Origin of the sequence: Acaryochloris thomasi RCC1774, from assembly GCF_003231495.1 — a bacterium.
Lineage (GTDB): Bacteria > Cyanobacteriota > Cyanobacteriia > Thermosynechococcales > Thermosynechococcaceae > RCC1774.
The window spans coordinates 107,805-132,848 of the sequence record NZ_PQWO01000005.1 but is presented as its reverse complement, the minus strand read 5'-3'; the positions used below and the strand labels follow the sequence as shown (position 1 = coordinate 132,848).

Annotated in this window: 22 protein-coding genes and 1 riboswitch; of the genes, 11 read left to right on the top strand and 11 right to left on the bottom strand. The window is 46.9% G+C overall.

The features are described from left to right. Window positions 1-59: 59 nt before the first annotated feature. From yidC to accC, 7 genes are all read left to right on the top strand, one after another. Window positions 60-1,268: a membrane protein insertase YidC gene (yidC, locus tag C1752_RS10085; RefSeq protein ID WP_110985941.1), complete on the top strand. Its 1,209-nt coding sequence runs from the start codon at window positions 60-62 to the stop codon at window positions 1,266-1,268. Further along, the gene (locus C1752_RS10080) at window positions 1,265-1,777 is read left to right on the top strand and encodes a Jag family protein (RefSeq protein WP_110985940.1); all 513 of its coding nucleotides are present in this window, start codon (window positions 1,265-1,267) and stop codon (window positions 1,775-1,777) included. Before yidC ends, C1752_RS10080 begins: the two co-directional genes overlap by 4 nt. Before the next feature lie 42 nt (window positions 1,778-1,819). After that, a complete protein-coding gene (locus C1752_RS10075; RefSeq protein WP_110985939.1) occupies window positions 1,820-2,323 on the top strand; it encodes a YceD family protein in 504 nt (167 codons plus the stop codon). Window positions 2,324-2,428: 105 nt separating this feature from the next. Next, on the top strand, window positions 2,429-2,626 hold the full coding sequence (gene rpmI, locus C1752_RS10070; protein WP_110985938.1) for a 50S ribosomal protein L35: 198 nt from the start codon (window positions 2,429-2,431) through the stop codon (window positions 2,624-2,626). Window positions 2,627-2,673: 47 nt separating this feature from the next. Next, window positions 2,674-3,018, top strand: a complete 345-nt coding sequence (gene rplT / locus C1752_RS10065) for a 50S ribosomal protein L20 (RefSeq protein WP_110985937.1) — start codon at window positions 2,674-2,676, stop codon at window positions 3,016-3,018. 215 nt (window positions 3,019-3,233) lie between these two features. After that, window positions 3,234-5,150 carry a hypothetical protein gene (locus tag C1752_RS10060; RefSeq protein ID WP_110985936.1) on the top strand — a complete coding sequence of 639 codons (1,917 nt, stop codon included), beginning with the start codon at window positions 3,234-3,236 and terminating at the stop codon, window positions 5,148-5,150. A 211-nt stretch (window positions 5,151-5,361) separates the two neighbouring features. Further along, window positions 5,362-6,708, top strand: coding sequence for an acetyl-CoA carboxylase biotin carboxylase subunit (accC, locus tag C1752_RS10055; protein ID WP_110985935.1), 1,347 nt, complete (start codon window positions 5,362-5,364; stop codon window positions 6,706-6,708). On the opposite strand, the gene C1752_RS10050 is transcribed toward accC, so the two are convergent. Beyond that, a complete protein-coding gene (locus tag C1752_RS10050; RefSeq protein WP_110985934.1) occupies window positions 6,705-6,989 on the bottom strand; it encodes a YggT family protein in 285 nt (94 codons plus the stop codon). The genes accC and C1752_RS10050 overlap by 4 nt on opposite strands. Before the next feature lie 165 nt (window positions 6,990-7,154). Here C1752_RS10050 and psbX point away from each other — a divergent pair, with 165 nt between their 5' ends. Both psbX and C1752_RS10040 read left to right on the top strand, forming a co-directional pair. Beyond that, the gene (psbX, locus tag C1752_RS10045; protein ID WP_370664148.1) at window positions 7,155-7,292 is read left to right on the top strand and encodes a photosystem II reaction center protein PsbX; all 138 of its coding nucleotides are present in this window, start codon (window positions 7,155-7,157) and stop codon (window positions 7,290-7,292) included. A gap of 185 nt (window positions 7,293-7,477) precedes the next feature. Then, window positions 7,478-8,389 carry a Ycf66 family protein gene (locus tag C1752_RS10040; protein ID WP_233501498.1) on the top strand — a complete coding sequence of 304 codons (912 nt, stop codon included), beginning with the start codon at window positions 7,478-7,480 and terminating at the stop codon, window positions 8,387-8,389. A gap of 153 nt (window positions 8,390-8,542) precedes the next feature. Here C1752_RS10040 and ilvN read toward each other — a convergent pair whose 3' ends face one another. The 4 genes from ilvN to C1752_RS10020 are packed head-to-tail and all read right to left on the bottom strand — an operon-like array spanning window position 8,543 to window position 12,318. Next, window positions 8,543-9,067 carry an acetolactate synthase small subunit gene (gene ilvN / locus C1752_RS10035; RefSeq protein ID WP_110985932.1) on the bottom strand — a complete coding sequence of 175 codons (525 nt, stop codon included), beginning with the start codon at window positions 9,065-9,067 and terminating at the stop codon, window positions 8,543-8,545. Window positions 9,068-9,103: 36 nt separating this feature from the next. Further along, entirely contained in the window at window positions 9,104-10,069 is a 966-nt protein-coding gene (locus C1752_RS10030) for an alpha/beta fold hydrolase (RefSeq protein ID WP_110985931.1), read from the bottom strand. 40 nt (window positions 10,070-10,109) lie between these two features. Then, complete coding sequence (locus C1752_RS10025) at window positions 10,110-11,276, bottom strand: LptF/LptG family permease (RefSeq protein ID WP_199464346.1); 1,167 nt, start codon at window positions 11,274-11,276, stop codon at window positions 10,110-10,112. Beyond that, window positions 11,266-12,318 carry a hypothetical protein gene (locus C1752_RS10020; protein ID WP_199464345.1) on the bottom strand — a complete coding sequence of 351 codons (1,053 nt, stop codon included), beginning with the start codon at window positions 12,316-12,318 and terminating at the stop codon, window positions 11,266-11,268. Before C1752_RS10020 ends, C1752_RS10025 begins: the two co-directional genes overlap by 11 nt. Window positions 12,319-12,712: 394 nt before the next feature. Between C1752_RS10020 and C1752_RS10015 the strand changes: the two genes are divergently transcribed. Then, on the top strand, window positions 12,713-13,591 hold the full coding sequence (locus C1752_RS10015; protein WP_158535059.1) for a sulfotransferase domain-containing protein: 879 nt from the start codon (window positions 12,713-12,715) through the stop codon (window positions 13,589-13,591). Window positions 13,592-13,813: 222 nt separating this feature from the next. Here C1752_RS10015 and C1752_RS10010 read toward each other — a convergent pair whose 3' ends face one another. The 4 genes from C1752_RS10010 to C1752_RS09995 all read right to left on the bottom strand — a co-directional run bounded on the left by C1752_RS10010 (window position 13,814) and on the right by C1752_RS09995 (window position 19,909). Then, the gene (locus tag C1752_RS10010) at window positions 13,814-16,003 is read right to left on the bottom strand and encodes a VPS10 domain-containing protein (RefSeq protein WP_110985929.1); all 2,190 of its coding nucleotides are present in this window, start codon (window positions 16,001-16,003) and stop codon (window positions 13,814-13,816) included. Between the two features lie 606 nt (window positions 16,004-16,609). Further along, the gene (locus C1752_RS10005; protein WP_146242319.1) at window positions 16,610-18,277 is read right to left on the bottom strand and encodes a hypothetical protein; all 1,668 of its coding nucleotides are present in this window, start codon (window positions 18,275-18,277) and stop codon (window positions 16,610-16,612) included. A 741-nt stretch (window positions 18,278-19,018) separates the two neighbouring features. Then, window positions 19,019-19,306 carry a YlxR family protein gene (locus tag C1752_RS10000; protein ID WP_110985927.1) on the bottom strand — a complete coding sequence of 96 codons (288 nt, stop codon included), beginning with the start codon at window positions 19,304-19,306 and terminating at the stop codon, window positions 19,019-19,021. Between the two features lie 99 nt (window positions 19,307-19,405). Then, on the bottom strand, window positions 19,406-19,909 hold the full coding sequence (locus tag C1752_RS09995; protein WP_110985926.1) for a TM2 domain-containing protein: 504 nt from the start codon (window positions 19,907-19,909) through the stop codon (window positions 19,406-19,408). Between the two features lie 187 nt (window positions 19,910-20,096). Here C1752_RS09995 and C1752_RS09990 point away from each other — a divergent pair, with 187 nt between their 5' ends. Further along, a complete protein-coding gene (locus C1752_RS09990; RefSeq protein WP_110986131.1) occupies window positions 20,097-22,763 on the top strand; it encodes a TIGR03960 family B12-binding radical SAM protein in 2,667 nt (888 codons plus the stop codon). Window positions 22,764-22,777: 14 nt separating this feature from the next. Here C1752_RS09990 and C1752_RS09985 read toward each other — a convergent pair whose 3' ends face one another. Beyond that, window positions 22,778-23,098, bottom strand: a complete 321-nt coding sequence (locus C1752_RS09985; protein ID WP_110985925.1) for a zinc-ribbon domain containing protein — start codon at window positions 23,096-23,098, stop codon at window positions 22,778-22,780. Window positions 23,099-23,279: 181 nt separating this feature from the next. Further along, the gene (locus tag C1752_RS09980) at window positions 23,280-24,647 is read right to left on the bottom strand and encodes a GH1 family beta-glucosidase (RefSeq protein WP_110985924.1); all 1,368 of its coding nucleotides are present in this window, start codon (window positions 24,645-24,647) and stop codon (window positions 23,280-23,282) included. A 147-nt stretch (window positions 24,648-24,794) separates the two neighbouring features. Then, window positions 24,795-24,930: riboswitch (guanidine-I (ykkC/yxkD leader) on the top strand. The last annotated feature ends 114 nt before the right edge of the window (window positions 24,931-25,044 follow it).

Genomic DNA, 25,044 nt, shown 5'->3' with positions numbered 1-25,044 from the left:
GGCATACGTGAGTCCTTAATTTATCTACTTAATATTTTGTGCAAAGGTCAGCGTAACGAATGATTGGATATCTCTCGAATAACATCATGTTGCCGATCCTAGATTTTTTCTACGGAATCGTGCCCAGCTATGGTCTTGCGATTGTGGCGTTGACGTTAGTCATTCGCTTTGCGCTGTACCCGGTGAGTGCGGGGCAAATTCGCAACATGCGGCGCATGAAAGTGGCTCAACCGGCGATGCAGAAGCGTCAGCAAGAGGTTAAAGAGCGCTACAAAGATAACCCGACCAAGATGCAAGAAGAGCAGGCCAAAATTATTCAAGAATTTGGTAACCCTCTTGCTGGCTGTCTGCCTCTTCTGCTGCAGATGCCCATCTTATTTGCCCTATTTGCTACTCTGCGGGGGTCGCCCTTTGCCGACATTAAGTACTCCGTCAATGTCAAGGTTTTACCCCAGGACAAAATCGAGCAAGTTGACGTTCAACCGTTCTCAACCAAGCCACAAAATATCTACGTGGATGAGGGGATTCATTACTCTGTAGCTGCGATTGTTCCTGCCGGGAATCGTCTGGCAGTGGGAGACAATGCAAAAGTTGAGCTGCAAACCGTAACGGGCAAGCCGTTCTCGGATGTTCTCAGTGATTATCCAAGTAGTGAGATTCGCCCAACTTGGTCTGTGATCAAAGGTGAAGACCGTGTGGCACTCGATGCTCAAGGTCATCTCAAAGCTTTGCAGCCCGGAGATGCAACTCTGCAGGGCTCTGTACCTGGAATCGCTGCTCAGAAAGGCTTTTTGTTTATCAAAGCTCTGGGCCGCGTGGGGGCGCTTGAGGGCGATTTGATGACGGAAACCGCTGATGGTGGTACACGGTTCAATAGTGATGCGATTCACTGGGATATTTTGCTAATGGTGATTGGATTTGGCATCTCGCTCTACATCAATCAACTGTTTTCAGGCCAGAGCGGCAGCGGCCAAGGACAGCAGCAGGCGATTCAGAAATACATGCCCGTGATGTTTTCTGGGATGTTTCTGTTCTTTCCCCTACCGGCTGGTGTGTTGCTCTATATGTTGATTGCCAACGTCTTTCAGACCGTTCAGAGCTTCTTCCTTGCCCGTGAGCCGCTACCCGAAAATTTGCAAAAGATTGTAGACGAAGAACAGCGGAAGGCAGCCAAGGCTTCACCTATGAAATCTGCTAAGCCTGGGGATGATGAGGATCGTAAGCCCCTTCCCTTCGAGCCTGAGTACTCTAAGAATGCTGACTCATGAGCGAAGATAACCAAGGGAAGCAATGGCTGAGCGAGTTGCTATTGCGCTGTGGCCTAGAGGCGACAATTAGCGTAGATCCTCCCGATATCACCAACCCTCAACTACTAGAGTCTAGTGGTACCTGGCTGACGATTGATGCTGAAGTACTCTCGTCTGAGCAGGTGCAGGTCTTCACAGCACGAGATATGGCTGCTCTTGATGCGATGCAGTATCTGCTGAATTCCACGATCAATATGGGCCGTTCAGATGAAGAGCGAGAAGCCTATACCGTTGAGCTTGGAACCTTCAGGGCGCAGCGATATACAGAACTTTCTGCCTTAGCGGCTGAAGCGGCTTCTAAGGTTCGGGAAAGTAAAGAGGAATATCAGATGCCGCCGTTATCAGGTGCTGAGCGACGGTTGGTACACACGATTTTGTGTGATGAAGCTGACTTAGAAACCCATAGTCAAGGAGAAGGGGCAGACCGCCGCTTGATGATTTCTCCTATGTCATCAGAAGAGCAAAGCTAAACGCTTTTGCCTTGGGCTAGGTCGCGCTCAGGAAAAACGCAAATGGATGCAATCTATATCCCTCAGCTAGAAAAAGCGAGGCAGCAGACGGAGCTCATTAATGTCAACGAATGCTTGACGAGCCTTGACTCCTTGACGCCTGTAAAAGGCCAGTTAAAAGCGGTCCACCAGGGGAATTATCTACAAGTCTCTGCTCAAGTGGAGACAATTGTGACCCTGACTTGCGATCGCTGTTTGCAGCAGTACAACCATCGGCTAGCTGCAGATGTCGCCGAGATGTTGTGGTTCGAAACAGACGGGGCCGACTTAGAGGCTGAGATTACGCTTGAGGGACCTGTGGAAACCATTTCTCCGCAGGGATATTTTGAACCGGATGACTGGCTGTACCAGCAGCTTTGTTTGCAATGGCCCCAGTGTCAAATCTGCAGCTCAGATTGCAAAGGGATGGATCAAGAGTTGATGGCAACGGGGTATCAAGGAAACGATCATCGCTGGGCAGCTCTGGAAGCATTAAAGCGAACGCTTGTGGACTCTCAAGAACCATAGTGGGGTGGCTGATTGAGTGCAAATGCAAAACGACCTTGGTTGGGGCATTGCATTCGTTCTCTTCTATGCCTTATGATTAAAAACTGGGATTTACCGTGAGACAACATGCCTAAGCTCAAAACCCGGCGTTCTGCCGCAAAACGCTTTAAACGCAGTGGAAGTGGAAAATTCATGCGTCGTAAGGCATTCAAGAATCATCTTCTAGAGCATAAGAAGACAAGTCGTAAGAACGATCTCTCTCAGAAGTCAGTTGTCAAAGACTGTGATGCAGATAATGTAAGTGCCATGATGCCTTACTCCTAGGGTGAGTTGGCCTGATGAGATTGCTATTTGATTATTAAGGAACAAGCATAATGAGAGTCAAGCGTGGGAATGTTGCGCGCAAACGCCGCAAGAAAATCCTAAAGTTAGCAAAGGGATTTCGCGGATCCCATTCTCGGTTATTTAAGATAGCCAATCAGCAGGTTATGAAGGCACTGCGCAATGCCTATCGCGATCGCCGTAAGCGCAAACGAGATTTTCGACGTCTATGGATTGCTCGAATCAACGCTGCTGCTCGTCAGAACGGCGTCAGCTATAGCAAGTTGATGGGGCAAATGAAAAAGGCTGATGTGCAGATTAACCGCAAAATGCTGGCTCAGCTTGCCGCAACCGACCCAGCTACTTTTTCTAAAGTGGTTTCAGTTTCGAGTTGATCTGGCTGAGGTTGCTGATACTTTATCAAATCCCCTAAAGCTTTTGCTGAAGGGGATTTTTTTCGGCTCTCAAGGAAAGCACTAACAATTTCTTTCACTTTAAGCCTATTATCTACATATTGATGCTAGGGAGCTGTCCAGCGATCGCTCTATCTGACGCTTGACACCATCATGCTGTTAATTGAGCTGATTGCTAGATTATCTAACTTTGCGTAATGACTAACAAAGGCACAACTGAGGGAGGCTCCTCAGCCGTCGATAAGACTCTCGAAAATGAGGCTGCTGAGCTATCACAAGGTTCTCTCCACGTTGCTAAGGTGCAGAAAGCCTTTGTAGGCGTTTCACAGTGGCGAGCGTGGCCCTGGGTTATTGTCCTGGTGGTCTCTTGGCTCACTGGGGTGACTGCCTTTCGGTGGCTGTCGAGTTTACCGCCGTCACCTAACTGCAAGATAGCACCCACGCTCTCAGATGCTGACCGTCTGGACTGTGCTGACCAAGTAGCTCGTAAGGGAGATGTTGAGTCTTTATCCTCAGCTCTGAAGCTCGTGAGTTCATGGGATAAAGACAATCCTCTTTATGTGCGGGCTAGTGACCTAGCAGATGAGTGGTCCAAGGCCATGTTAGTGATGGCCCGCCGTGAGATGGACAGTGGAGACCTCAAGAAAGCTGTTGAATTAGCCAACCAAGTCCCAGAAACGGTGGAGTCCCATACTGAGGCGCAGGCACTGATCAGTAAGTGGCAGGAAAATCGGGGTAAGGGACAAAAGATTTTAGAAGAGGCCCGTGAACAGATTAAGGAGCAGAACTGGACGCAGGCCACGCTGAGAGTCCGGTCTCTCGTGGAGTTGGGTGATCAGTATTGGCAGGATCGTGCCGATCAGCTTCTCAAGGAGATGGCGATTGAAAAAGAAGCCTTCAAGATTCTCTACGAAGCTCAAAGCGTGACTCGAAGTGTAGGCAAGTACAGCCGCCGTCGCCCTGAGAAGATTGCTGAAGCGATTCAGCTTGTGAGTACAATCGATTCGAAACGACTGGCCCGTGAAAAAGGCCAGGAAACAGTTGAGGAATGGAGCGAAGACTTACTGGAAATTGCTGAGTATCGAGCTGAACGAGGAGAGTTTGATCAGGCCGTTGCCGCTGCTCAGAAAATCCCCCCAAATACTGAAGCTGCAAAAGACGCGACCGCACTGATTCAACTGGGTCGGGCTGAGGTTGTGGCGGAAGAAGAAGATGTTCTTTCTTATTTACAGGCTTGGGCTTTGGCGCAGCAGGTCGGTGACAAAGAGATGGCTCAGACTGAAGGTCAAGAGAGAGTGGATGAATGGGAGCAGCAAATTCGTAATTTTGGTCAACTTCAGCTGGCCAAGCTGTTTGCCAATGTTGACAGTATCTTTACTTATCAAGCTGCGATTAATCATGCAGCCCTGGTTAAAGCTGAGCAGCCCCAGCGTATTGAAGCACAAACTTTGATTGCGCAATGGACCAAGCAAATTGAGACCTACAACGATCGTCAGCACATAACTCGATCTCGTCGGTTTGCAACTCAAAAAACGGTTCCAGGCTACCAAGCTGCGATCTCAGCTGCCCGCAAGGTCGAGATTGGTCAACCCCTAAGACTCGATGCCCAGAGCCTAGTTGCAGAATGGGAAAATGAAATCGAGAAAATTGAAGATCGGCCGATCCTTGAAGAAGCTAGAGCTAAAGCTAAATCAGGTGACTTGAATGATGCAGTCCAAATTGCCAGAAAAATTGAATCAGATCGGGCTCTCTATTCTGATGCTCGATCTGACATTGCTGATTGGGTCGCTCAGATTCAGACGGCTGAAGATCGACCCATCTTAAATGAGGCGGAAGCCCTTGCCAGCCGCGGAAGTCTGTCGAGGGCGATCTCGAAAGCCTCACAGATTCGATATGGCAGAGCCCTATACTATGATGCCCAGAGACGAATCTCGCGCTGGGCAGGTCAGCGCGATGCCATTCTAGCTGAACGGCGGCGGCGTGAAGCAGCTCGTCAACAGCGCCAGCGGCCTCAGATCCAGCAACGCCAGCGGCCCACAGCACCTTCAAGATCTAGGCCAGAGGCCGTTGAAAGTGCGCCGGAATCGGTTCCTGATGTTTCCGAGTCAGAATAGCGTCTTAACCCTTTTTGAGTCCGCCGTGCCAGCATTTGCAGGGTACCCTGCGTGATAGGATAAAGCTGTTTCTGGTTTGGCCAGAATGCTGCTGTAGTTTCGCAAAGCAGCAATGTACTTATCGCTTACATCAGCCGCTGTGCTTGGTTCTGGTAGATCTGAGCAAATAACTCGGGGACGAAAAACTCTACTGACAAGCCTCAGCAAACCTATGCAGTTTTCTAAAATCTTAATTGCCAATCGGGGAGAGATTGCTCTCAGAATCCTGAGAACCTGTGAAGAAATGGGCATTGCTACCGTTGCAGTGCATTCCACCGTAGACCGAAATGCTCTCCATGTTCAGCTTGCAGATGAAGCTGTCTGTATTGGTGAGCCTGCTAGCGCGAAGAGCTATCTTAATATTCCCAATATTCTCTCTGCAGCTTTGATGCATAATGCCACTGCTATTCATCCTGGCTATGGCTTTTTGGCTGAAAACGCACGTTTTGCTGAAATTTGTGCTGACCATAAAATTCACTTTATTGGCCCAGCTCCTGAATCTATGCGATCCATGGGGGATAAGTCCACGGCTAAGGAAACGATGCAGCAGGCTGGTGTTCCGACGGTTCCGGGTAGTGATGGCCTCGTGCCAGATCCAGAGGCCGGTCAGAAGCTGGCTGAAAAAATGGGTTACCCCGTCATGATTAAGGCGACAGCTGGCGGCGGCGGTCGCGGCATGAGATTGGTGCGTGAGCCTGAAGATTTAAAGCAATTGTTTCTAGCGGCTCAAGGAGAGGCTGATGCGGCCTTTGGCAATCCAGGGGTCTATATTGAAAAATTTATTGAGAACCCTCGCCACATTGAGTTTCAAATTTTGGCGGATACCCACGGCAATGTTGTGCATTTGGGGGAACGGGACTGTTCAATTCAGCGGCGGCATCAAAAGCTATTAGAAGAATCTCCCAGCGCTGCTTTGAGCCCTGAGCTGCGAGAAAAGATGGGCTCAGCAGCTGTGAGGGCAGCCCAGTCCATTGATTATGTGGGGGCAGGGACCGTTGAGTTTTTGCTGTCCTCTGCGGGCGAGTTCTATTTTATGGAGATGAATACTCGCATTCAGGTGGAGCACCCTGTTACGGAGATGATTACGGGGCTTGATTTAATTGAAGAGCAGATTCGCGTTGCTCAGGGTGAGAAGCTTCGGTTCACTCAAGATCAGATTCAGCTGAAGGGACACGCCATTGAATGCCGGATCAATGCTGAAGACCCGGATCATAATTTTCGCCCCCACCCCGGTCGCATCAGTGGATATTTGCCCCCGGGTGGGCCTGGTGTTCGGGTTGATTCCCATGTCTATACTGATTATGAAATTCCACCCTACTATGATTCTTTGATTGGCAAATTGATTGTTTGGGGGCATGACCGGGAAGCTGCGATCGCAAGGATGAAGCGAGCGCTTTACGAATGTGCAATTACGGGGTTGCCGACCACCATTGGCTTTCATAAGAAAATCTTAGAAACGCCTGAGTTTAATCAGGGCAAAGTCTACACAAATTTTGTGCAGGATGTGATGCAGCCTTAAGCCAGCATCCGTAAAAGGCCCTGCTGGCCCAAGAGTAATTCTCGAATTAAGCTGATAATGCCGACCCAGATAATAGGGCTGATGTCGACGCCACCGATGGGAGGCACAAGCTTGCGGACTGGAATCAAAAAAGGTTCTGTCGGCCAAGCCGCTAATAAAAACGGTAGGCGGTTCAGGTTTGCCTGAGGGTACCAGCTCAGAACGATGCGACAGATAAAGAGCAGGGTCATGAGACCGAGGAGGGGGCCCAAGAACCAGTTTGAAAGGAGGGAGGCGTTCATAAGCTTAGGAAGAAAGTCTGATCTAATTCCAAGTTTAACGCTGTCTGTAAAAGGGCAAAAGATGATGATTTAAGGTGAACGATGGAACCTTAACCTCAATCTAAGGCTTCTCAAGCGTCTGACAACCCTCTAAGATAAAGAATACTGTTGCAATAAAAAACGGTTATGACTTACACCTTAATGGCAGTGACCTCCTCATTGGTGGGTTTCTTTTACAGTCTTGGTTTCGGCGCGGTTGTTTTGGGTGGGCTAGGTGCATTTTTTATCTATGCCAGCCAGACTGATCCTGTTAATCGCCGCTAAGTAAAGCTTGAGGGCGTCCAGCAATCTAAATTGTTTTCTGGAAGTATTCTAGCGTCAAGGTTAATAAGCTGCTCTCTGAGATTGGAGGCAGTGAGTTAACCTTGATTTTGTTGTTAGTAATGTCTTCCGTCGCTAGGATAGAGATGCGACGTCTACTGGTAGCAGCACAGTTCGGGGAAATTTGAATGGTTGAGGTTTTACTAGGTTCGTCGGGACAGATGCTTCTGTACTCGCCGCTATTGGCACAGGTCAATGTAGGGTCACCACAGGCGGTTTTCCTGGGCTTAATGATTGCTAGCTCGGGGGCAGGTCTTTACTTCCTGCGGTCTTTTCGACCTGAACTGGCCCGCGATCATGATATTTTCTTTGCGGCTATTGCACTTCTGTGTGGCGGCATCGTTTTCTTCAACGGCTGGCGGTTAGACCCCATTTTGCTGTTTTCCCAAATTTTATTGGGAGGGTCAGCCATTTTCTTTGCTGTAGAGAGTATCCGTTTGCGCGGAATTGCGACGGATCAGGCTCGCCGGAATACGCCTATCGTGGACGATGATCGACCGGTGGGTCGCGTTTATCGAGCAGAACTTGACGAGCTATCTCCGAGCGATCAGGTACCGTCTGTCCGGAGAATTCGCAGTGCCCGAGATAGTAATGCCGAAGATGACGATACTTATGCGCGAGAGAGAGTAGGGGAGTCCAGATCGAGCCGCCGGCCTCGTCGTTCACGACCTAGTTCTGGAGGTCGTCAACAGGGTTTTGATCGGGGTGAGGCAGAGCGACCTCGCCGTCGTTCTGCTGAAGGTAGTCGGGATAGAGATCGGCGTCCTTCTGCTTCTGGAGACGATTCGGCTTACAGCCGTCGCTATCGATCTAGCGCAGAAGATCCCTATGCTGCTGCTTCTGAAGAGCCGCGTCGCCGTCCGCGTCGGACTTCGTCGTCATCATCTTCTGCTGAGTCCACTGGCCGTAGACGTCGCCCTCGAAGCGCCCCTGAGTCGAGCAGACAGCAGCGAGATGACTATGTTGATTATCGACCGATGGACTATCGAAGCAGCTCTAATCGAGGCTATGATGCTTCAGCAGATGATGAGTGGGCTTAGGGCTTGAAAACTTCTTCTAAGAAATTAATTAACAGCTTTGCTTTACTAAGTCTCTTGAGTCTTCTATCGCAGAAGATTCAGGATCTTATGGGTGAATTGAAAGTCTGTTGATGATGGACGTGAAAGAATGATGCTAAGCGTTAAAGAAGCGGCTTAGACTTGAACTTTAGACTTCTGCGCTTTCAGATATTCTGTGTTGACGCGTGATTCTCGTGTGAGGGCAATTTTGCCGGTGCGAGCGATCTCTTGGATTCCAAATTTGCTAAGCATTTGTACAATCGCAACCATTTTGCCTGGGTCGCCTGCAACTTCGATGGTCAATGATTCCTCAGAGACGTCTACGACTTTGGCGCGAAATATTTTGACGATTTCGGTGACTTCTGATCTAAGGCTAGCTGTGGCACTGACTTTAATTAGCATCAGCTCTCGTTCAACGCAGGGCTTTTCAGTAATGTCCTGAACTTTGAGGACGTTAATTAGTTTGTAGAGCTGCTTGGTAAGCTGCTCTATGCCTCTATCATCGCCGGGGACAACCATCGTAATTCGGGAGATGCCGCCCTGTTCTGCGGGGCCTACGGCTAGGCTTTCGATATTGAAGCCACGACGGGCAAAAAGGCCTGCAATGCGGGTGAGGACTCCGGCTTCGTCTTCTACCAGCACAGATAAGGTATGTTTCATGGTTCTTCGGCGGTCAAAGGATCTATTGTTGCCCAGCTATTTATCGTAGCTCAATGATTGGGGCTTGGATAGCCAGCTATGGATCCAGGTTGCGATCGCAACATTCACTTTTTCAGGACACTCATCCTGGGGACAATGCCCCGCATTATCTAGCTCAACTAGCTGTATCGCCTGATTGTACTTGACGAATAGGGGGGCCAGCTTCGGCGGTATCAGCCTGTCCTGACGACCCCAGATCAGCAATATCGGAACCGTTAATTTTGGCAAAATGTTTGTCGCCCAGTATTCCGCCTTCCGGGTGGGTTTGGCATTAAACATTGCCCGTAGCGCCCGAGAAGCACCTCGATCGTGCGTTGGCTTCACTAAGATATCAACCAGTTCGTCAGTGACTGCATCGGGACTGGAATAGGCCTTTCGCGCCCAAAATCGGATCACGCTAGGACGACGAATCCAGCGGAAAAACGGCTCAAAGACAAGGCTGCTCGTAAAGATGGTTTTCGTAACCCATAGAGCTGGAAATAAGCAGACCTTGACCAACGAAAGGGACTTTGTAATCCATGCTGGCGTCTCTAGAACCGATGAATCAGCGACATTGATCATGACCGTCGCTCGCACCATCTCAGGGTAGCGGGCAGCGGCAATCAGACAAACCATCGAGCCCAGAGAATTACCCACCAAGATCACGGGCTCATTGATAAACGTGTGCCAGAAATCGTGGACCTGCTCGGCCCACAGGGAAGCAACACTGTAGCTGATGTTGGCTTTCTCAGATCCTCCAAAGCCCAACAGATCTAGTGCATAAACGGCGTGATCTTCACTGAAAAAAGGCAGATTGTGCTTCCAGTGACCGATAGAGGCCCCGAAGCCATGAATAAACAACATGGGAGGAGAGGAATGGCCGGCCTTCGCTGCACTGATATAGCTATAGCGGGTTTGCCAGCCCCGCCAGACCCAATCTCGTTGAGCACCCACGCATTGTTGCCAAGTCAAAGTCTGGGTCACGTCTGCTGCCTCATCTCTACCTTGATTGTAGTCAAAGGGGCTACCGCCGGTTGGCTTGCCAGAGCAAGACGCCGCTGACCATCAGGCCAACAATCGTCGTTAACCAAGCGCCGGTAATAGCGGTGAGGATACCGGCTTCCCCTAGAGAACGACAGACAAAATCAAGGGTGTAGTAGCCGAAGATAATTAGAATGCTCAGACCAAAGCCTTTGCTGCTGGCCCGTCGCTGTTCCTGCAGTCCTAGGGTTGAACCCACGAGACCAAAGACCACGCAGATCCAGGGGAAGGCGTATTTCGTTTGCACCTGCACCTGAAGCTTACGAATTCGCCTGAGGTCGCCGCTGCGGTTCACGAGTTTTAGAAGCCGCTGGGTTGCAAACACGCTCATCTGTTCAGGACGACGGGTTTCTGTCGCTAGGTCCAAAGGTGCCCGAGAGAGCTGCAGATTTTGGCGCTCAAAGTTAGAAACGGTTTGATAGGATGAGCTGCCCCGCGCTAAGCGGTAAACGGTGCCGTTGAGCAGGTTCCACACTTCTTGACTCGGGTTCCACTGCGCTGACTCGGTGACGGTAATGTCGTTGAGGCTGCCCTGCAGAAAATTGAGAACGGTGAGGTCCTGCATCCACTGACCATCGAAGCGGCGAGCATAAAAGACACGGGTGAGCTGGTCGCCGTCAAACTCCCGATAGAAAATATTCTTCTCTTGGAACGTGGGTCGTTCTCGATTAAGGGCTTGATCGAGGATTTTGCTGGCTTGATAATTGCTGGGAGGAACGACCAGTTCACTGAGGGCAAAGGTGAGCAAGGTAACCAGCAAGCTGAGGCATAGTGCTGGCACAACCAGTCGGTAGATGCTGGTGCCGCAGTTCCGTAGAGCGATAATTTCACTGCGGCGGGAGAGCTGGTTATAAACGGTTAAGGTGGCGAGCAGGGTCGCCATCGGTAGCGCTAACACTAAAAAGCTAGGAATCTGAAGGCCTAGAATCTGAAGGGCAATGGTGAGGCCAAGGCCCTCCTCGCTGACCTGACGCAGCAGATCGAAGAGGCTGCCCAGGGTGAGGCTGATAGCTAAGAAGGCCCCGACACCAAACAAGAAAGGCAGTGCTAATGCCTTCAAGATATAGAGGTCCATGATTCCAAAACCCAGAACAGGAGATCTTGAGTTGGGAAGATAGGACCGCAGAGCTTTGGGGAATTTAACCGTCATCAGGGTTGAGCATTTTCAGGCGAACGGTGATCGGCTGAGCAGATTGGCTACCCAGCTCAATTTCTAGTACCTCGCCACATAGACCTTCTAAAGATTGCACAAGCGATCGCAAGTTGGGGGTACTGGCACCACTATCGGCGTATACTTTGCCCGAAAGTCGCTGAATCCGCCGCCAAGTCGTATAAAGTTTAGCAATTGTCTGTTCAAGTTGGGCCGCCTGGTTGACCATATCAGCGGCTGAGTTAAGACACCCAAGGCGCAGCGCTTCTTCTAGACTGGCTTCTAAATCAATACTGTGGGCAGTGATTGCCTGCACTTCAGTAGAGGCCGACAAATATTTGGCCAACTGCTTGGCTTCGTTGGTGACCTGCTTGAGAGTATCGATGTCAGGATCTTCACTCAGGGATTCCTGCAGGGCGGACTGGTGGACCTCAGGCAGCTTCTCTAGCTCTCGTACAAAGGGTGCTAAATAGCGAGTGGGAATTGTTTGATCGGCTGCTTTCGCTTTAATCTCTGCTGGAACCAGGTCTGAGGTCATCCCGACCCACTCATCGGTAAGCTGCTGTACTTCGCGGCGGGTGATGGCGGTCCCTTGGTTGGCGGTTTCGCTGATTAACTGCTGCACTTCGGGGGCGGCTTGGGCGGTTTCCACAAAGGCGCGCTTGCTGAAGTTGTCAATGGCGGAGGCTTCTAGGTGCCCGTTTTCGAGCAGGGTATCGGCGCTGTTGGCCAGTTCGATCCAGCTATAGGCCTGACTTTTACTGATCTCTTGCTCCTGCAGCCAGTGCAGAAAACCAGTGCCCCGGCCTTCGCCGCTGTGTTTTTCGCGGTCGCGCACGGCCCTTAGAATGCGACCTCGCCATATGTCGGACTGCAGATTGATGCGATCGCAAACCAACCAGGCTGCATTCACCTGTTGCTGAAAATCAAAATCAGAAATTATTTCATCTTCTGGATCCGGTAGCTTGAGGTTGAGTTCATTAGACCCTTCAACTACGGCATCTGACAAAACAATCTGAGACTCGACACTACTCTGCGCCATGAGATACCGCTAGATAATTGCCGGATTATTATGCCACATATCCCATATCCACTTTGATAAGCTCTTCAGAATGCTAGCCTGAGCTATTAGTAGGCTGTAGTAGAGATTTCACTGCGGTGCTTTTCTACTACCGTCTACAAAAATAATTGTGAGAATGTAGTAAATTAGTAGCATTCTGCAAAATCAAAAAAATTTGATTTTGTCTCAATATCTTAAATCCTAAAGGAGGTCATGAAAGCGATAAGCACACTTGAATAGAGTTCTTTTAATTTAAAATAAAGGTGTTGAGAACAGAAAAATAAATAAACTGATGCTAAGAATTTTTACTGAATTAATAAATAAATCTTATAGAAATTAAATAAATAGGTTTTAATATTTGAAGGAGCGGATGATAATGATCAAAAATTTTGTGATAATCATTGGGGCAATGAAATGTGGAACAAGTAGTTTATATAACTATATTGCAAAACATCCTGAAATTTGCTCGTGCATCAAAAAAGAACCTAAGTTCTTTAGCACTAACGACACATTTAAGATGGAAGATTATCAAAATCTTTGGGTAGACTATGATCCCAGTATTCATAAAATGGCTTTAGAAGCATCAACGACATATACGAAAACGCCTCATTTTCCAGATTGTGCTGAAAGAATTTCTGAATTCTCTAAAGAACATGATTTGAATTTTCATTTCATCTATATTATGAGAAATCCTTTTGATAGAATTGAATCTACTTATATTGATGGACAGGTCAAAGGATGGAAATCAACTGAAAAACTCTCGAAGACAGAAAGTATCCATAAAAATTTAATTTCTACTAGCAAGTATTTTACTCAAGTTAATAAATACTCGAATTATTTTACTAACGATAATATACTGATGCTGTCTTTAGATGAATTGATTTCAGATAAAGAAGCTACTTTACTAAAAGTGTTTGATTTTTTAAATCTCGATGAGTCGATCAGCAAAAAATGTGCATCTCTGTTAGATAAAGTATATAACTCAAGATCTGAAAAACTTGTAGTCAGCAGTTTCTTTAAAAAAGCTGCTAGATTTCTTGAGCATAATATTCCATTTGATGATGGATTTAGAACTCTCAGAAGAAAGATAAAGAAAATAGTTGGAAAGCAAGTAGATGAAAGCTTATACAGGCTTTCAGATTATCAAAAGGAAATGGTTTACTCTGAACTTGAAGATGATATGAAAAGATTGCAAGACGTTTATAAGTTTGATGTTAAAGAGTGGGGATTTGAGTTTAGTGAACTAAAGAATTGATGTGTTGAAATATTTCACACCATAGCAGTACCCGGCTGAGTTAGGACAGCTCCTCTTTAACAGACGTGATGTTCAAAACTTTAGATGCCTTAATCAATACGCATGTTGCTATAATTAGATTTCTCTAAGTTTTTCAGAGACTAAATATCCATAATAATAAATTTACTTAGTTTACCTAGAAATGCAAAAGTGAATTTAAATTTTCTTCTAGAGTAGGAGGTTTTAGGATGCCTTGTGATTCTCACTTATGGATCTTTTTCTTGCTTTTATAGTAATAAAAATAATTACGAGAAATGCAGCTAGAAAGTATAAAATATATTTTCTGAAACTCATCGTAGTATACAGCAAAAATTTATTTTTATTTAATTTAGGAACACCAACTTCTTCCCAGGTTTCACCACCGTCAACTGACCTAAAGGTGCTTTTATCAGAATATCCATAAACTGTATTATCTTCAGAAAATGTAGGTGAAAACTTTATTGGTTGAGAAGTGACGTTAGAGCTGCTGCTGAAGTTTGATAAAAGGTGGTTATTTTTTATAAGTTCTCTTCCGACTTCATAAAATATTTCTCCCCCATTATTGCTCTTGAATAAACCTTTACCGCTGACGCTAACAAGCAGTATTTCGTCATTTTTAAAATTAGGGGAAACTGCCAATGCTTCGATGTACTGATCGACATTTTCATCGCTAAATTTTTCCCACGACTCTTCTGATGTTGACTGAGAATAGATCCCTTCATTAGTCGCAACTATAGACTTTATACCTGACGAACTATCAGTCAATATTTCTGCACTTCTAACAAAGAGTTCACTAAAAAAATTAACTTCTTTCCAGGATTTTCCAGCATCTGAAGTCTCGTGCAATTTATTGTTTACAATTGCAAGAATTTTTCGATTAGATTTGAAGCTTGGTGAAATACTTAGACTTGATATTTCTCCTTTAAAACTTTTGACTTTAGAAAAGTTTTTCCCTCCATCTTGCGACTTAAAAATGTGTCCTCTATCTGATCCAGTATATAGAGTTTGATCTTCATCATAGTCTGGAGAAAAATCAATCGTTACTGCAATATTCTCTTTCTTTCCTGGAACTCTTACCCAAATTTTATTGCTACTTTTGAATCTTAGAAAATCCCACCAAGACGAAGAAAAAATTGTCCTATCTTTAATGTAGTTGGGTGAAAATTTTATTGAAAAAATACGTTCTATTTGATCTTTTTCAAATAACCTTGCAAAGGATAGTATCCCGTTATTGATCGGAGACCAATCCATCCCTGAATTATTTGTCAAATATGCTCCACCCAGATATGTTGAAACAGCTGCTGTTGAATCATTTTTATAGTTTGGCGAGACATCTAAACCAACGATAATTTCAGGCGAAAGCGTGTCAACTTCAGACCATGATTCTCCTGCATTCTCAGATTTAAATAAGCCATTAAATCCTTCAAGAAAAATAGTTCTATCTTTGCTAAAAGAAGGTGATATTGCTAGTTTTGTGAAGTGTGGCTCTTTATATTTTTCAGCTTGCTTATCTTTTGTAAGACCATTGCTACACTCTTCCCAATTTTCCTCATCCTTTATGAAGCAAAAAGCGCCTTTACCAGTAGTGGAAAGATAGATTTTGGAGTCGACACTGAAATCAGGAGAAAATTGAATTGATTTGATAGGTTCATCTAGGAATTTATCTTCAGCTTTCTGAAATGATGATAGATCAGTATTGGAATAAAATAGGCCGCAGTTATTGGTTCCTAAAAATAACAGTGGAGATGCAGAAGAATTTTTATTAGCTGCTATGGAGCTTATTTGGCATCCGCCTTTTATTTCTACTGTTTCCGTATCTTTTCGATTATTTTTGAGTATATGCAATCTGCCGTCTTGCCCGCCTAATAAGACTTTCTCTTCGAAAAATTCTATGGCGTTAATCTTTATTTTTTCTGAAATTACCTGTTTCCAACTTCCCCCTCCATCTGTTGTTATATAAACTCCACCTGCTTGCCCAGATGCTATAACTTCTTGAGATGAAGTAGGTGAAGCTTTGATAGTGCCAATTTTTTTGTCTTGTAGATTTCTGCTGGTGTTTTTCCACGACAGCCCATAGTCTACCGATTTATATATGCCGTTACCTTCTGATGAAAGATAAATAGTATTACTATCTTTTGGAGAGCTGTCTAGTTCATTGAGTCGATATGAGCTGGGTAAGCCCTGTACAATTTTTTTCCATGTCTTGCCTTCATCAGTAGATCTTAAAAGAATTCCTCTAATTACTGAAAGTAGAACTTTGTTAGTCTCAAATTCAGGAGAAATATATATATCTGAAATTACATCATGTGGAGCGTGAGCTTTTGATTCTTCTGTGAAAGCAAGGAAGAAAATCTGAATACTTATTGCTGTTAATAATAATATTTTTCCCTTCATTTTTTAATTCCTACCTATCGGAGATTGATTAATTCCTGTTTCCGTTTTCTCTAAAGTTTATAGAGCTAGATTACTAAGCCCTTAACCCTTCATTTTTATTCCTATCTAAGTGCTGCATACTTTCCGCCTGGAAGCCAAGTCTCCTCATATCATGAAGGTGAGATAGGTTTACAGCGTTAGCATCTCTGTCCCAATAAAAATAGGATCTTGAGCAGATCTATGTTTATTTGGATTGAGGTGCACATAGTACCGTGCATATATTATGCTGTCGAATAGTATATGCCAAGTTTTTATCATACTTTGTGTATTTTGACCTGTGCTTGAGAGGTCATAGTACTTGTAATAATTTCTGTTTCAAGTAGCACACGCTTCGTTCGCTTACTGCTGAAACTCAAAGTTTATACTGTCGGTCAGATCCAGCCGAAAAAGATCTTGCATTTTCCGCTTTTCTAGGGTCTCTACTGTAGTATTTTTTTGAGTAGTTTTTGGCACGAAGACTGGTGCCGTAGGATACGGCTAGGTCATCTGTGACTAACTGTCTTGCATGCCTGAACAATGCCCTTTGCTTATTCTCAGCCCAGGCAAGTTAATCAATATCTGTCGATTCTATCGTAATGTAACGTGTAAACCTTGAGCCTCTTGCCGTACCCCCTGCATGAGTCGATGCCACCGCTCCATCGTCACCATCGATCCTATTGTGTCAACAATCCTCGTTGGAAATTGTTCTTGCATCAGTAATGCTTCCAGATGGGCTTGACTAAAAATTTTTCGACTGAAGCTATCACGATCTAAAAGCAGATCGCAGACAGTCTGTCTTACAGGACCAGCTAAGGCAGACGCTTGTAAATCTCGAGGCGTATAAGCATTAGCCGCAACGCTTTCTCTCCATAGCCCCAGACGCCGTAAACCGCGTTGATACTTTTTCCTGTAGCTAGCGATTAGCTCACTACTGCGAAGAGCTGGCAGCGTTTGACCATTGACGGCCATCCAATAAGCTTCGGGCAAGTATCGACGAATGGCTTCCTGGTGAATCCGTGCATGGTAGCCCATTGGAGCCGGTAGTCTCAGGGCAAGCTTGAGTAACTGGCGACTGGAGAAGGGACTCCATTTGGGGCTCGGATTCCAGGGGTTTTGCTGTCTTGCTCCCCAGACACCACTCACCTCATAAATATTGAATAGATCGAGTATGTCATATCCATCTGTCGTCACTGTTGAATAGTGTCTGATAAGGCCTTCTAATCTTCTGTGAACAGCATTCTCAAGTTCTGAAGAGTCCCATGGCAAATGATGACTGCTGACTCTTTCACCAGCGAGCATTCCCACAACACTATGGAGCGCTAGAGGTCGTAGATTTGGGAAAAGACATTTTCGATAAGAAAAGCCTCGAAAGATTTCTGCAGCCAAACCACCTAAGTGGGGTTGGTTATTAGGCTGAAAGTTGGGTAGCGGACTAATAAGACCGACTTTACTGGTTGCATCTCCATTGAAATAGAAGGCCAGCAGATCAGCATAATTGATAAGATTCTCATTATGTTTTTCAGGAGACATAACATTATGTTTAACTCCTGCTATATGCGCTAATTTTTGAGCTATCTGAACATCAAGACAATTTGGCTGACCGCTGGTAAAAGTTGTGATTTTTTTGGGATCGACAACCGAAATTAGTAAGCTCAACATGGCTCTGCTATCTAGGCCAGCCGTTAGTGAAGCTTTAATTTCAGGCTCACTGACTAGTGGTTTCAAGTGAGAGCGTGCAGTCTCAATGAGCTGATCTCGATGCCGCTTAATTCCTTTAATATCACGGGATGAAATTCGTTCATCGGGATTGATGAGCGGTAGTGAATGTGAGCTGATGTGCCCTTCTGAGTAGTGGATATATTCCGACGGATGACAGCTTTGAACGGAACTCAATAAGCTTTTGCCGCCTAAAGACCACTTAACAACAGCGATGCTAGCTGCACTAATATCATCAAACTCTACCGGCACCTTGCCAGTGGCGACTAGAGAGACATCATGGGGAGAAATGAGTAACGTTCCTCTGGTGCGGGCATAGTGGTATCTGAGTCGGCGCCGACCCATGATGTCACCCATCCAGACAACAGCACCTGTTGCTCGATTGATGATAACGGCTGAAAAGCTCCCTTCCAAGGCCTGTACACCCTTTGCTCTACCTATCAGCCAGGCGTTGAGAATGTGTTGAGCTGTGCTGCAAGATGTTGGTAAGACGACTCCGAAAGCAAGGACCGCATAGTGTTCATTGATGACATCACTCATTATTGGGTACTTAACGTCAACTGTTGGCTGTAAATAAAACCAACCAGCACTAACATCAGGTAGCCAGCAGACCCTTTTCGTAAGAGAGGTGTCTAAAGATGGCATCCATTTCTTTGTTAGATTTGCCCAGCGTTTGAGTTCCGCTTCTGAACTCTTACCTTTAGGATTTTGGACGAAAAGAAAAGTATACATACCTGTACTTAATTCTCAGAAAAACTTTCTTTGAAATCAAGACGCACAGAAAATTTTCGATAGCACAGAAAAAATAGCTACTCGAAAAAATTAAATCAATATCTACAGATATTAATTTCCGTCTTTTTTATATTCAGTTCAAAAAATAAATATGCAAAATATTGCCTGCCTCTTCCCGCATAAGTAAAAGCCACTAAAGTTGCTCTAGTACTTATTCTGGAAGGTAATACAGGTGCGCCCCTTTTCTAACCCCATAGAAATTAGGACCAGCAAAAACTTTGCTGATTTGATAATGCAGTTCACCGGGTATTATCATACTATTTCTGAATCAAAAGTCAATTGTGATGCAATCATAATTTCTACAGCGCTTCCATATCTATGCTCAAGAATTCGATCGGAATGGCTTGTTCAGAGCTGCTGTCAACGAAAAACAGGGTATCCAAGTCTGCCATTATGGCGCCTGGAAATATTTAGATACCTTAATTATTTTTAATGGCTTAACAGGTCTTTTAAACTCTGGTGAAATTCAAATAATCTCGATTGATCTGTTTAATTTTTGCTTACCGGTAATGGCTTTAATATTCTGTCGCCTTCTGTGAGTCTCTCTTGCAGCGTTTGATAGATCGAATCTGGGACTGATGCTCTAAGTGCACGACCCAAGCGATTTTTCTTTTGCGCGAGTCTAAGACAGTCAGCTTGAGCACAGAGATAAGCTGAGCGCCCCATACCGTGATCGAGCTGCACTGATCGGTCAGGATGGACTCTAACGACTCGCCAGAACTCTTGTTTGGGCGCAACTTTGCGACAGCAAATACAGCGACGATAATTAGGTTCCATGAAAGGCTGGATTATTATTGAGGGCCGTAAGTCACACTACGGCCCTCTTGTTTGTTTGCCAAGGCAATGGCAGAACTACTGTTGCCTCAGAGAGGCTTTCTAGACAGCGTGATAAATAATTGCGCCATCTGGCTCTCGGTTATCAATGCTGAGCAGGCCATCAACGCTGAGGCGGTGGACAATAGCTTTAATCTCTTCAGGATCGGCTTCGGTTTCGATAACGCAATCGCTCATTGTTGCCCCACCAAGATCTCGACAAATTTTGAGAACGCTAACGTCTAAGCGCTTGTTAGCGGTGTTTGCTGTCGGTAGCTCGGTGAAGGCTGGGGACGTGGTGTTGTGATACCCCTCACCCACATTCACTACAACTTGAGGGACTGCTGTTTGATGTGGAGAGCCATACAGTGCCCGGTATTTTGTGTTTTTCTCATCTACCATACCGGGGATGAGGGCAATATCGAGCAGTTGTCCGACGCCAAAAAACCCCAAGGTGCAAAGATATAAGACACCACTGATAGGTTTACCCAGATAGAATCGCTGGATACCACCCAATCCAAAAAAGAAAGCCAGCCAGAAAAGATAAGCTGTTCCGTTATTAACCATCTTTTTACCCTGATGTCCTCGACTCCACGATAGCTCAAGCGCTCTGTGAGTTTAGGGTGCCCTATTGCTGGGAGCAATTTGTGAAACGTGGAAGTCCTTCATCTTTATCTCCAGCCTTCTGCCGAACATGGATATAGTAGATTTGAGATCCTTCTGGGTCGGCCTTGTTTTTTAATTGAGTCTTGCCGTGGCTGTTGCCGTTCAATCTTTGTTGACCCCTGAAATCATGAAGCCTGCTCGTTACTTAGGTAATGAGTTAGGGGCTGTGCATAAGCCTTGGGAGAGTGCCAATGTTCGCTGGGTGCTGACCTATCCTGAGATTTATGAGGTAGGGGCTTCAAACTTAGGGCACATTATTCTATACAACATTCTTAATGCGCAGCCGAGACAGCTTTGCGATCGCGCCTATCTCCCCGCTCTCGATCTCGCAACAAAACTCCGCGACACAAACACCTCCCTGTTTGCCGTAGAGTCCAAGCGTCCCCTCATCGACTACGACATCCTCGGCTTTAGCCTCAGCTACGAACTCGGAGCTACCAACATCCTCGAAATGCTGGATTTGGCTAATATTCCGTTGACTTGGGCCGAACGAGCAATGGATCCTAACAAAAGCTATCCACTGATTTTTGCGGGGGGCCAGACCGCTACCTCTAACCCAGAACCCTATGCTGATTTCTTCGATTTCGTTGCCCTCGGTGATGGCGAAGAACTGCTGTCTGAGATCGGCCTCATTTTAGAAGAAGGAAAAGCAGCGGGACTCAGTCGAGAAGCCCTCCTGCTGGATCTAGCCCAAGTGCCAGGGGTTTATGTGCCGCAGTTCTACGACATGGCTGATGACGGCTCGGTCCACCCCAATCGACCCGGTGTACCAAAACGCATCCTCAGGCGGGTGGCCGACCCCATGCCGGAGTACTCCATTGGTTTGGTGCCCTATGTGCAAACGGTTCACGATCGCCTCACGGTAGAAGTTAGACGCGGCTGCACCCGTGGCTGTCGCTTCTGTCAGCCAGGAATGCTCACTCGCCCAGCGCGGGATGTGGACCCTGAACAGGTTGTCAACGCCATTGAGAAGGGGATGCGAGAAACCGGATACAACGAGTTCTCGCTGCTATCGCTGAGCTGTTCTGACTATCTGGCTCTACCCGCAGTAGGGATGGAAATCAAAAATCGGCTCCAGGATCAGAATATTTCGCTCTCGCTGCCCAGTCAGCGGGTCGATCGCTTCGATGAAAATATTGCTAATATCATCGGCGGTACTCGCAAAACTGGCCTTACCTTCGCCCCTGAAGCCGGTACCCAGCGGATGCGAGACATCATTAATAAGGGTCTGACCAATGAGGAGCTATTAAGGGGCATTAAAACCGCCTGTGAGCAGGGCTGGAGCAAGGTAAAGCTCTATTTTATGATTGGGCTTCCTGGTGAAACGGATGCCGATGTGATCGGTATTGCTGAGACGCTGCGCTGGCTGCGCCGAGAATGTCAGGCTCAGGGCCGCAAACGTCTGAATTTCAACGTTACTATCTCTAATTTCACGCCGAAGCCCCATACGCCTTTTCAGTGGCATTCGGTTTCCACAACGGAATTTAAGCGTAAACGAGAGCTATTATTTGCGGAGTTCCGGCAGATTCGCGGAGTGAAGGTCAACTTCACTGACGTTCGTATTTCTGCGATGGAAGATTTTGTGGGGCGTGGCGATCGCCGTCTGTCTCCAGTGGTCCGTCGCGCCTGGGAACTCGGTGCGGGTATGGATTCCTGGTGGGAGAACTTAGACAAGGCATTTCAAGCTTGGACGGATGCAATTGAAGAAGCTAACCTCACTTGGAAATATCGCCAAGTTGAAACCGGTGAGTGGAATATCTTCGATCCTTCTACTCCCGCTGAAGCTGGCGATGCATCCACTCCAACACCCCAACACCCCAACTCAGAACTCGAAACTCAAGACTCAAAACTCGACTTTCCTCTCCCTTGGGACCACCTTGATACCGGAATTGATAAGCAGTGGCTTAAGGATGATCTGCAGCGAGCGTTGGAAGCTGCCACTGTACCTGACTGCGCCTTTGAAGGCTGTTCTCACTGTGGTGTCTGCAGCATCGATTTCGGCCATAACGTCGTGGTGCCGCCCCCTGAAATCCCTGAGTTTTCGGGCCACTTTGTCCCTAATAAAGATCGGGTGCAGCGGCTGCGGGTTTGGTTTGGCAAGCAGGGCGATATGTCTTTAGTCAGTCATTTAGATCTGCTGCGGTTGTTTGATCGGGTGGTGCGGCGATCGCAAATCCCCATCGCTTTCACAGGCGGTTTCCATCCCGGCCCTCGAATTGCCCCAGCCAATGCTTTAGCGCTCGGCGCAACCAGTAATTGCGAGATTGTAGACTTCGAGCTAACCCAAATGATGGAGGTTGATCAGTTTCGTCAAACGTTGGCGGAATGTTTGCCTGCAGACATTCCTATCTATCGAGTCGATGCTATTGAGCTATCAGATCCCTCTGCAACCCAGGCGGTGCATCAGGCAGAATATTTACTGACGATCGCTTCTCAGGAGTCTGGGACCTCGGAACAATGGCAGGGTTGGATTGATCAAATTAAGGCGGCGACTGAGATTAATTTTGAGCATACGACCAAATCTGGGAAGAAGCGGGTTGTTAATTTGTGCGATCGCCTGCTTGAGCTGGAGCTAACTCAAATGGAACCAGTGAGCGTTCGATATGTGGGCACCTGCTGCAATGACGGAAATATTCTGCGGCCTGAGCATTTAATCTTTATGCTTGAGAAGATTTCAGACCAGGCTATTGAGTTGCGACACATTCATCGCCAACGGTTGATTTTGCAGCATCAAACAGACACTGTTGCGATTTAGAGCTGAAAATGAGCCTATTTCTGCCTTTTTGCTTTGCGACAGGAATGGCACTCGACAGCCTTTGCATCGATATGCCCTTTTGCTTCTTCGTAATACCATTTCTGGGATGCGGCTTTCCAGATTTCTCGTTTGCCACAGAGTCGGCAGGTGAACGGTTGGTCGATGTAGTACTCTGGCAGGCGACCGTAGGTGTTGATGTGAGAGAGTTTGCTGGTATCTGAAGCGATCGCAGAGGGGTGAGCTTTCTGCTGTTCTGCATGAAGCTGGAGGACTCGCTCAGCTTCTCTCAATTCTTTGTTCGATGGGTTGCGACCATAGTCAGACTGCTTGGACATGCGATCGATTTTTAACGTCTATGGTAACCAGGCGTTAAGTTGACATGGATGAGCGAAGCGAACGCCCGACTTGTTATCGCTCCGGTTCATCTAATCATGCTGGCGGACAAGTGCGATCGCATCTTCAAATCTATCAATGACAATCGAGTCAACCAGGACTCCCGTCATTTTGCACCCCGCATCAGCGCCGCAAAACTTCTCCCTGGGAAGCAATGACCTGTTTATACCAGTGAGCCGAATCTTTCAACGTTCGCTGCTGGGTACCGTAGTCAACGTGGATGATGCCGAAGCGCTTTTGGTAGCCATAGGCCCACTCAAAGTTATCCATAATTGACCAGAGGAAGTACCCCTTTGCAGGGATGCCAGATGCGATCGCATCTCCAAAAGCCCCCAAATACCCCTTTAGAAAGTCGATCCGCTGCGGATCATGGACCTGACCATCATGGTGAACCCAATCGCTGTTCGCCATTCCATTCTCAGTGATTGCAATTGGGAGCTGATAGCGTTCATGGATAAACTTTGGCCCCCAGTAAAGTGCCTCAGGCGTAATCGGCCAATCCATCGTCGTACGCGGCGCTCCCACCGCAGGCGAAACAAACGTGTACCCTCCATTTGGCTTTGCCGTGACGGTATAGCCCTGATAAATATTGAGACCATAAAAGTCTAGGGGCTGGTGCATCGTCTTCAGATCCTCTGCGCTGATTTCAGGCAGATGTTCCCGGAAAAGCTGCAGCCCATCAGCAGGATATTCGCCGCGCAAAATAGGATCGGCGAACCAAGTATTATTCCAGCAGTTTTTGGCCTTGACCGACAGAGTTGCTTTGCGGGCTGCCTCAATATCTGCGGGGCTGTCGGTGGCCGGTATCGCCACAATGCCCACTAGCGCGGTGCCAATAGTCGGAGGAAGCTGGGCGCGGTCACGAATCACCTGAACTGATTTCCCGTGGGCTAAAAACGAATGGTGGGCAGCCAGCAGCATTTCCCGCAGGCTTAATTTCAGGCCCGGTGCATGTTCGCCTTGCTGATGGCCGAGGCCAATAAAGCACTGCGGTTCGTTTTGTGGAATCCAGTGTTGCACCCGGTCTGAGAGCTTATCCACTATCACTTGGGTATAGTCTGCAAACCAGTCGGCGCTGTCCCGATTGAGCCAGCCTCCGCGACAGTAGAGGTCGTAGGGATAGTCCCAGTGAAATAGCGTTACCCAGGGCTGAATGTTGTGGCTTAACAGGCAATCAACGAGACGGTCGTAGAAGTCTAAGCCTTCTTGGTTAACGGTGCCGACGCCCGCAGGGAGCACTCGTGGCCAAGAAATAGAGAGTCGATAAGCCTGCAGACCGATCTCACTCATTAGTTGCACATCATCAATAGAGCGATGGTAATGATCGCAGGCTACGACGCCATTGTCGCCCCCAGCTACTTTGCCCGGTTGCTGACAAAAAATATCCCATACAGACAAGCCTTTGTCGTCAGCATGGGCGGCTCCCTCAATCTGGTAGCTCGCAGCAGCGGCTCCCCAGGTGAAGTCGGGCTTAAAGGGGTTGGTGTCCATCGGCGATTCTAACAACGGCATCTAACAGGTTACAGTGCTTGTCCAGGGGACTTGAAGCTAGGTTTAGTAGTGCTTGCTACAGTTCTTTGATTTAGGTCTTGCTAGCGTTGTAAACAAGTCAATGAAATTTCAGTTTTAATCATTACAAATCATCGCTTCTAGGGTTCCGGTTCTCGTTTTTAACGATGAATGTCTGGTCCGAGAGAAGCAGCTAGAACCTAGAGCCGAATGTTGTGCTTCGGTTGTTTATCTAGTGACACGGCGGGACAAAAGCCCGGGAGGAACAGTCGTAGGGATCGGTATCTCTATGAGTTGTTGCCCCGGGTTTTATGTATGCTGTTGAGGAGCGATTTGGGACATTCAGAAAAGATATTCCTTTAAAAAGAAAAATACAATT

What these genes read in the sequence shown, in the direction of transcription:
- yidC (WP_110985941.1), top strand. Translation starts at nt 60, where the DNA reads ATGATTGGATATCTCTCGAATAACATCATGTTGCCGATCCTAGATTTT.
- C1752_RS10080 (WP_110985940.1), top strand. Translation starts at nt 1,265, where the DNA reads ATGAGCGAAGATAACCAAGGGAAGCAATGGCTGAGCGAGTTGCTATTG.
- C1752_RS10075 (WP_110985939.1), top strand. Translation starts at nt 1,820, where the DNA reads ATGGATGCAATCTATATCCCTCAGCTAGAAAAAGCGAGGCAGCAGACG.
- rpmI (WP_110985938.1), top strand. Translation starts at nt 2,429, where the DNA reads ATGCCTAAGCTCAAAACCCGGCGTTCTGCCGCAAAACGCTTTAAACGC.
- C1752_RS10060 (WP_110985936.1), top strand. Translation starts at nt 3,234, where the DNA reads ATGACTAACAAAGGCACAACTGAGGGAGGCTCCTCAGCCGTCGATAAG.
- accC (WP_110985935.1), top strand. Translation starts at nt 5,362, where the DNA reads ATGCAGTTTTCTAAAATCTTAATTGCCAATCGGGGAGAGATTGCTCTC.
- C1752_RS10050 (WP_110985934.1), bottom strand. Translation starts at nt 6,989, where the DNA reads ATGAACGCCTCCCTCCTTTCAAACTGGTTCTTGGGCCCCCTCCTCGGT.
- psbX (WP_370664148.1), top strand. Translation starts at nt 7,155, where the DNA reads ATGACTTACACCTTAATGGCAGTGACCTCCTCATTGGTGGGTTTCTTT.
- C1752_RS10040 (WP_233501498.1), top strand. Translation starts at nt 7,478, where the DNA reads ATGGTTGAGGTTTTACTAGGTTCGTCGGGACAGATGCTTCTGTACTCG.
- ilvN (WP_110985932.1), bottom strand. Translation starts at nt 9,067, where the DNA reads ATGAAACATACCTTATCTGTGCTGGTAGAAGACGAAGCCGGAGTCCTC.
- C1752_RS10025 (WP_199464346.1), bottom strand. Translation starts at nt 11,276, where the DNA reads ATGACGGTTAAATTCCCCAAAGCTCTGCGGTCCTATCTTCCCAACTCA.
- C1752_RS10020 (WP_199464345.1), bottom strand. Translation starts at nt 12,318, where the DNA reads ATGGCGCAGAGTAGTGTCGAGTCTCAGATTGTTTTGTCAGATGCCGTA.
- C1752_RS10015 (WP_158535059.1), top strand. Translation starts at nt 12,713, where the DNA reads ATGATCAAAAATTTTGTGATAATCATTGGGGCAATGAAATGTGGAACA.
- C1752_RS10010 (WP_110985929.1), bottom strand. Translation starts at nt 16,003, where the DNA reads ATGAAGGGAAAAATATTATTATTAACAGCAATAAGTATTCAGATTTTC.
- C1752_RS10005 (WP_146242319.1), bottom strand. Translation starts at nt 18,277, where the DNA reads ATGAGTGATGTCATCAATGAACACTATGCGGTCCTTGCTTTCGGAGTC.
- C1752_RS10000 (WP_110985927.1), bottom strand. Translation starts at nt 19,306, where the DNA reads ATGGAACCTAATTATCGTCGCTGTATTTGCTGTCGCAAAGTTGCGCCC.
- C1752_RS09995 (WP_110985926.1), bottom strand. Translation starts at nt 19,909, where the DNA reads ATGGTTAATAACGGAACAGCTTATCTTTTCTGGCTGGCTTTCTTTTTT.
- C1752_RS09985 (WP_110985925.1), bottom strand. Translation starts at nt 23,098, where the DNA reads ATGTCCAAGCAGTCTGACTATGGTCGCAACCCATCGAACAAAGAATTG.
- C1752_RS09980 (WP_110985924.1), bottom strand. Translation starts at nt 24,647, where the DNA reads ATGGACACCAACCCCTTTAAGCCCGACTTCACCTGGGGAGCCGCTGCT.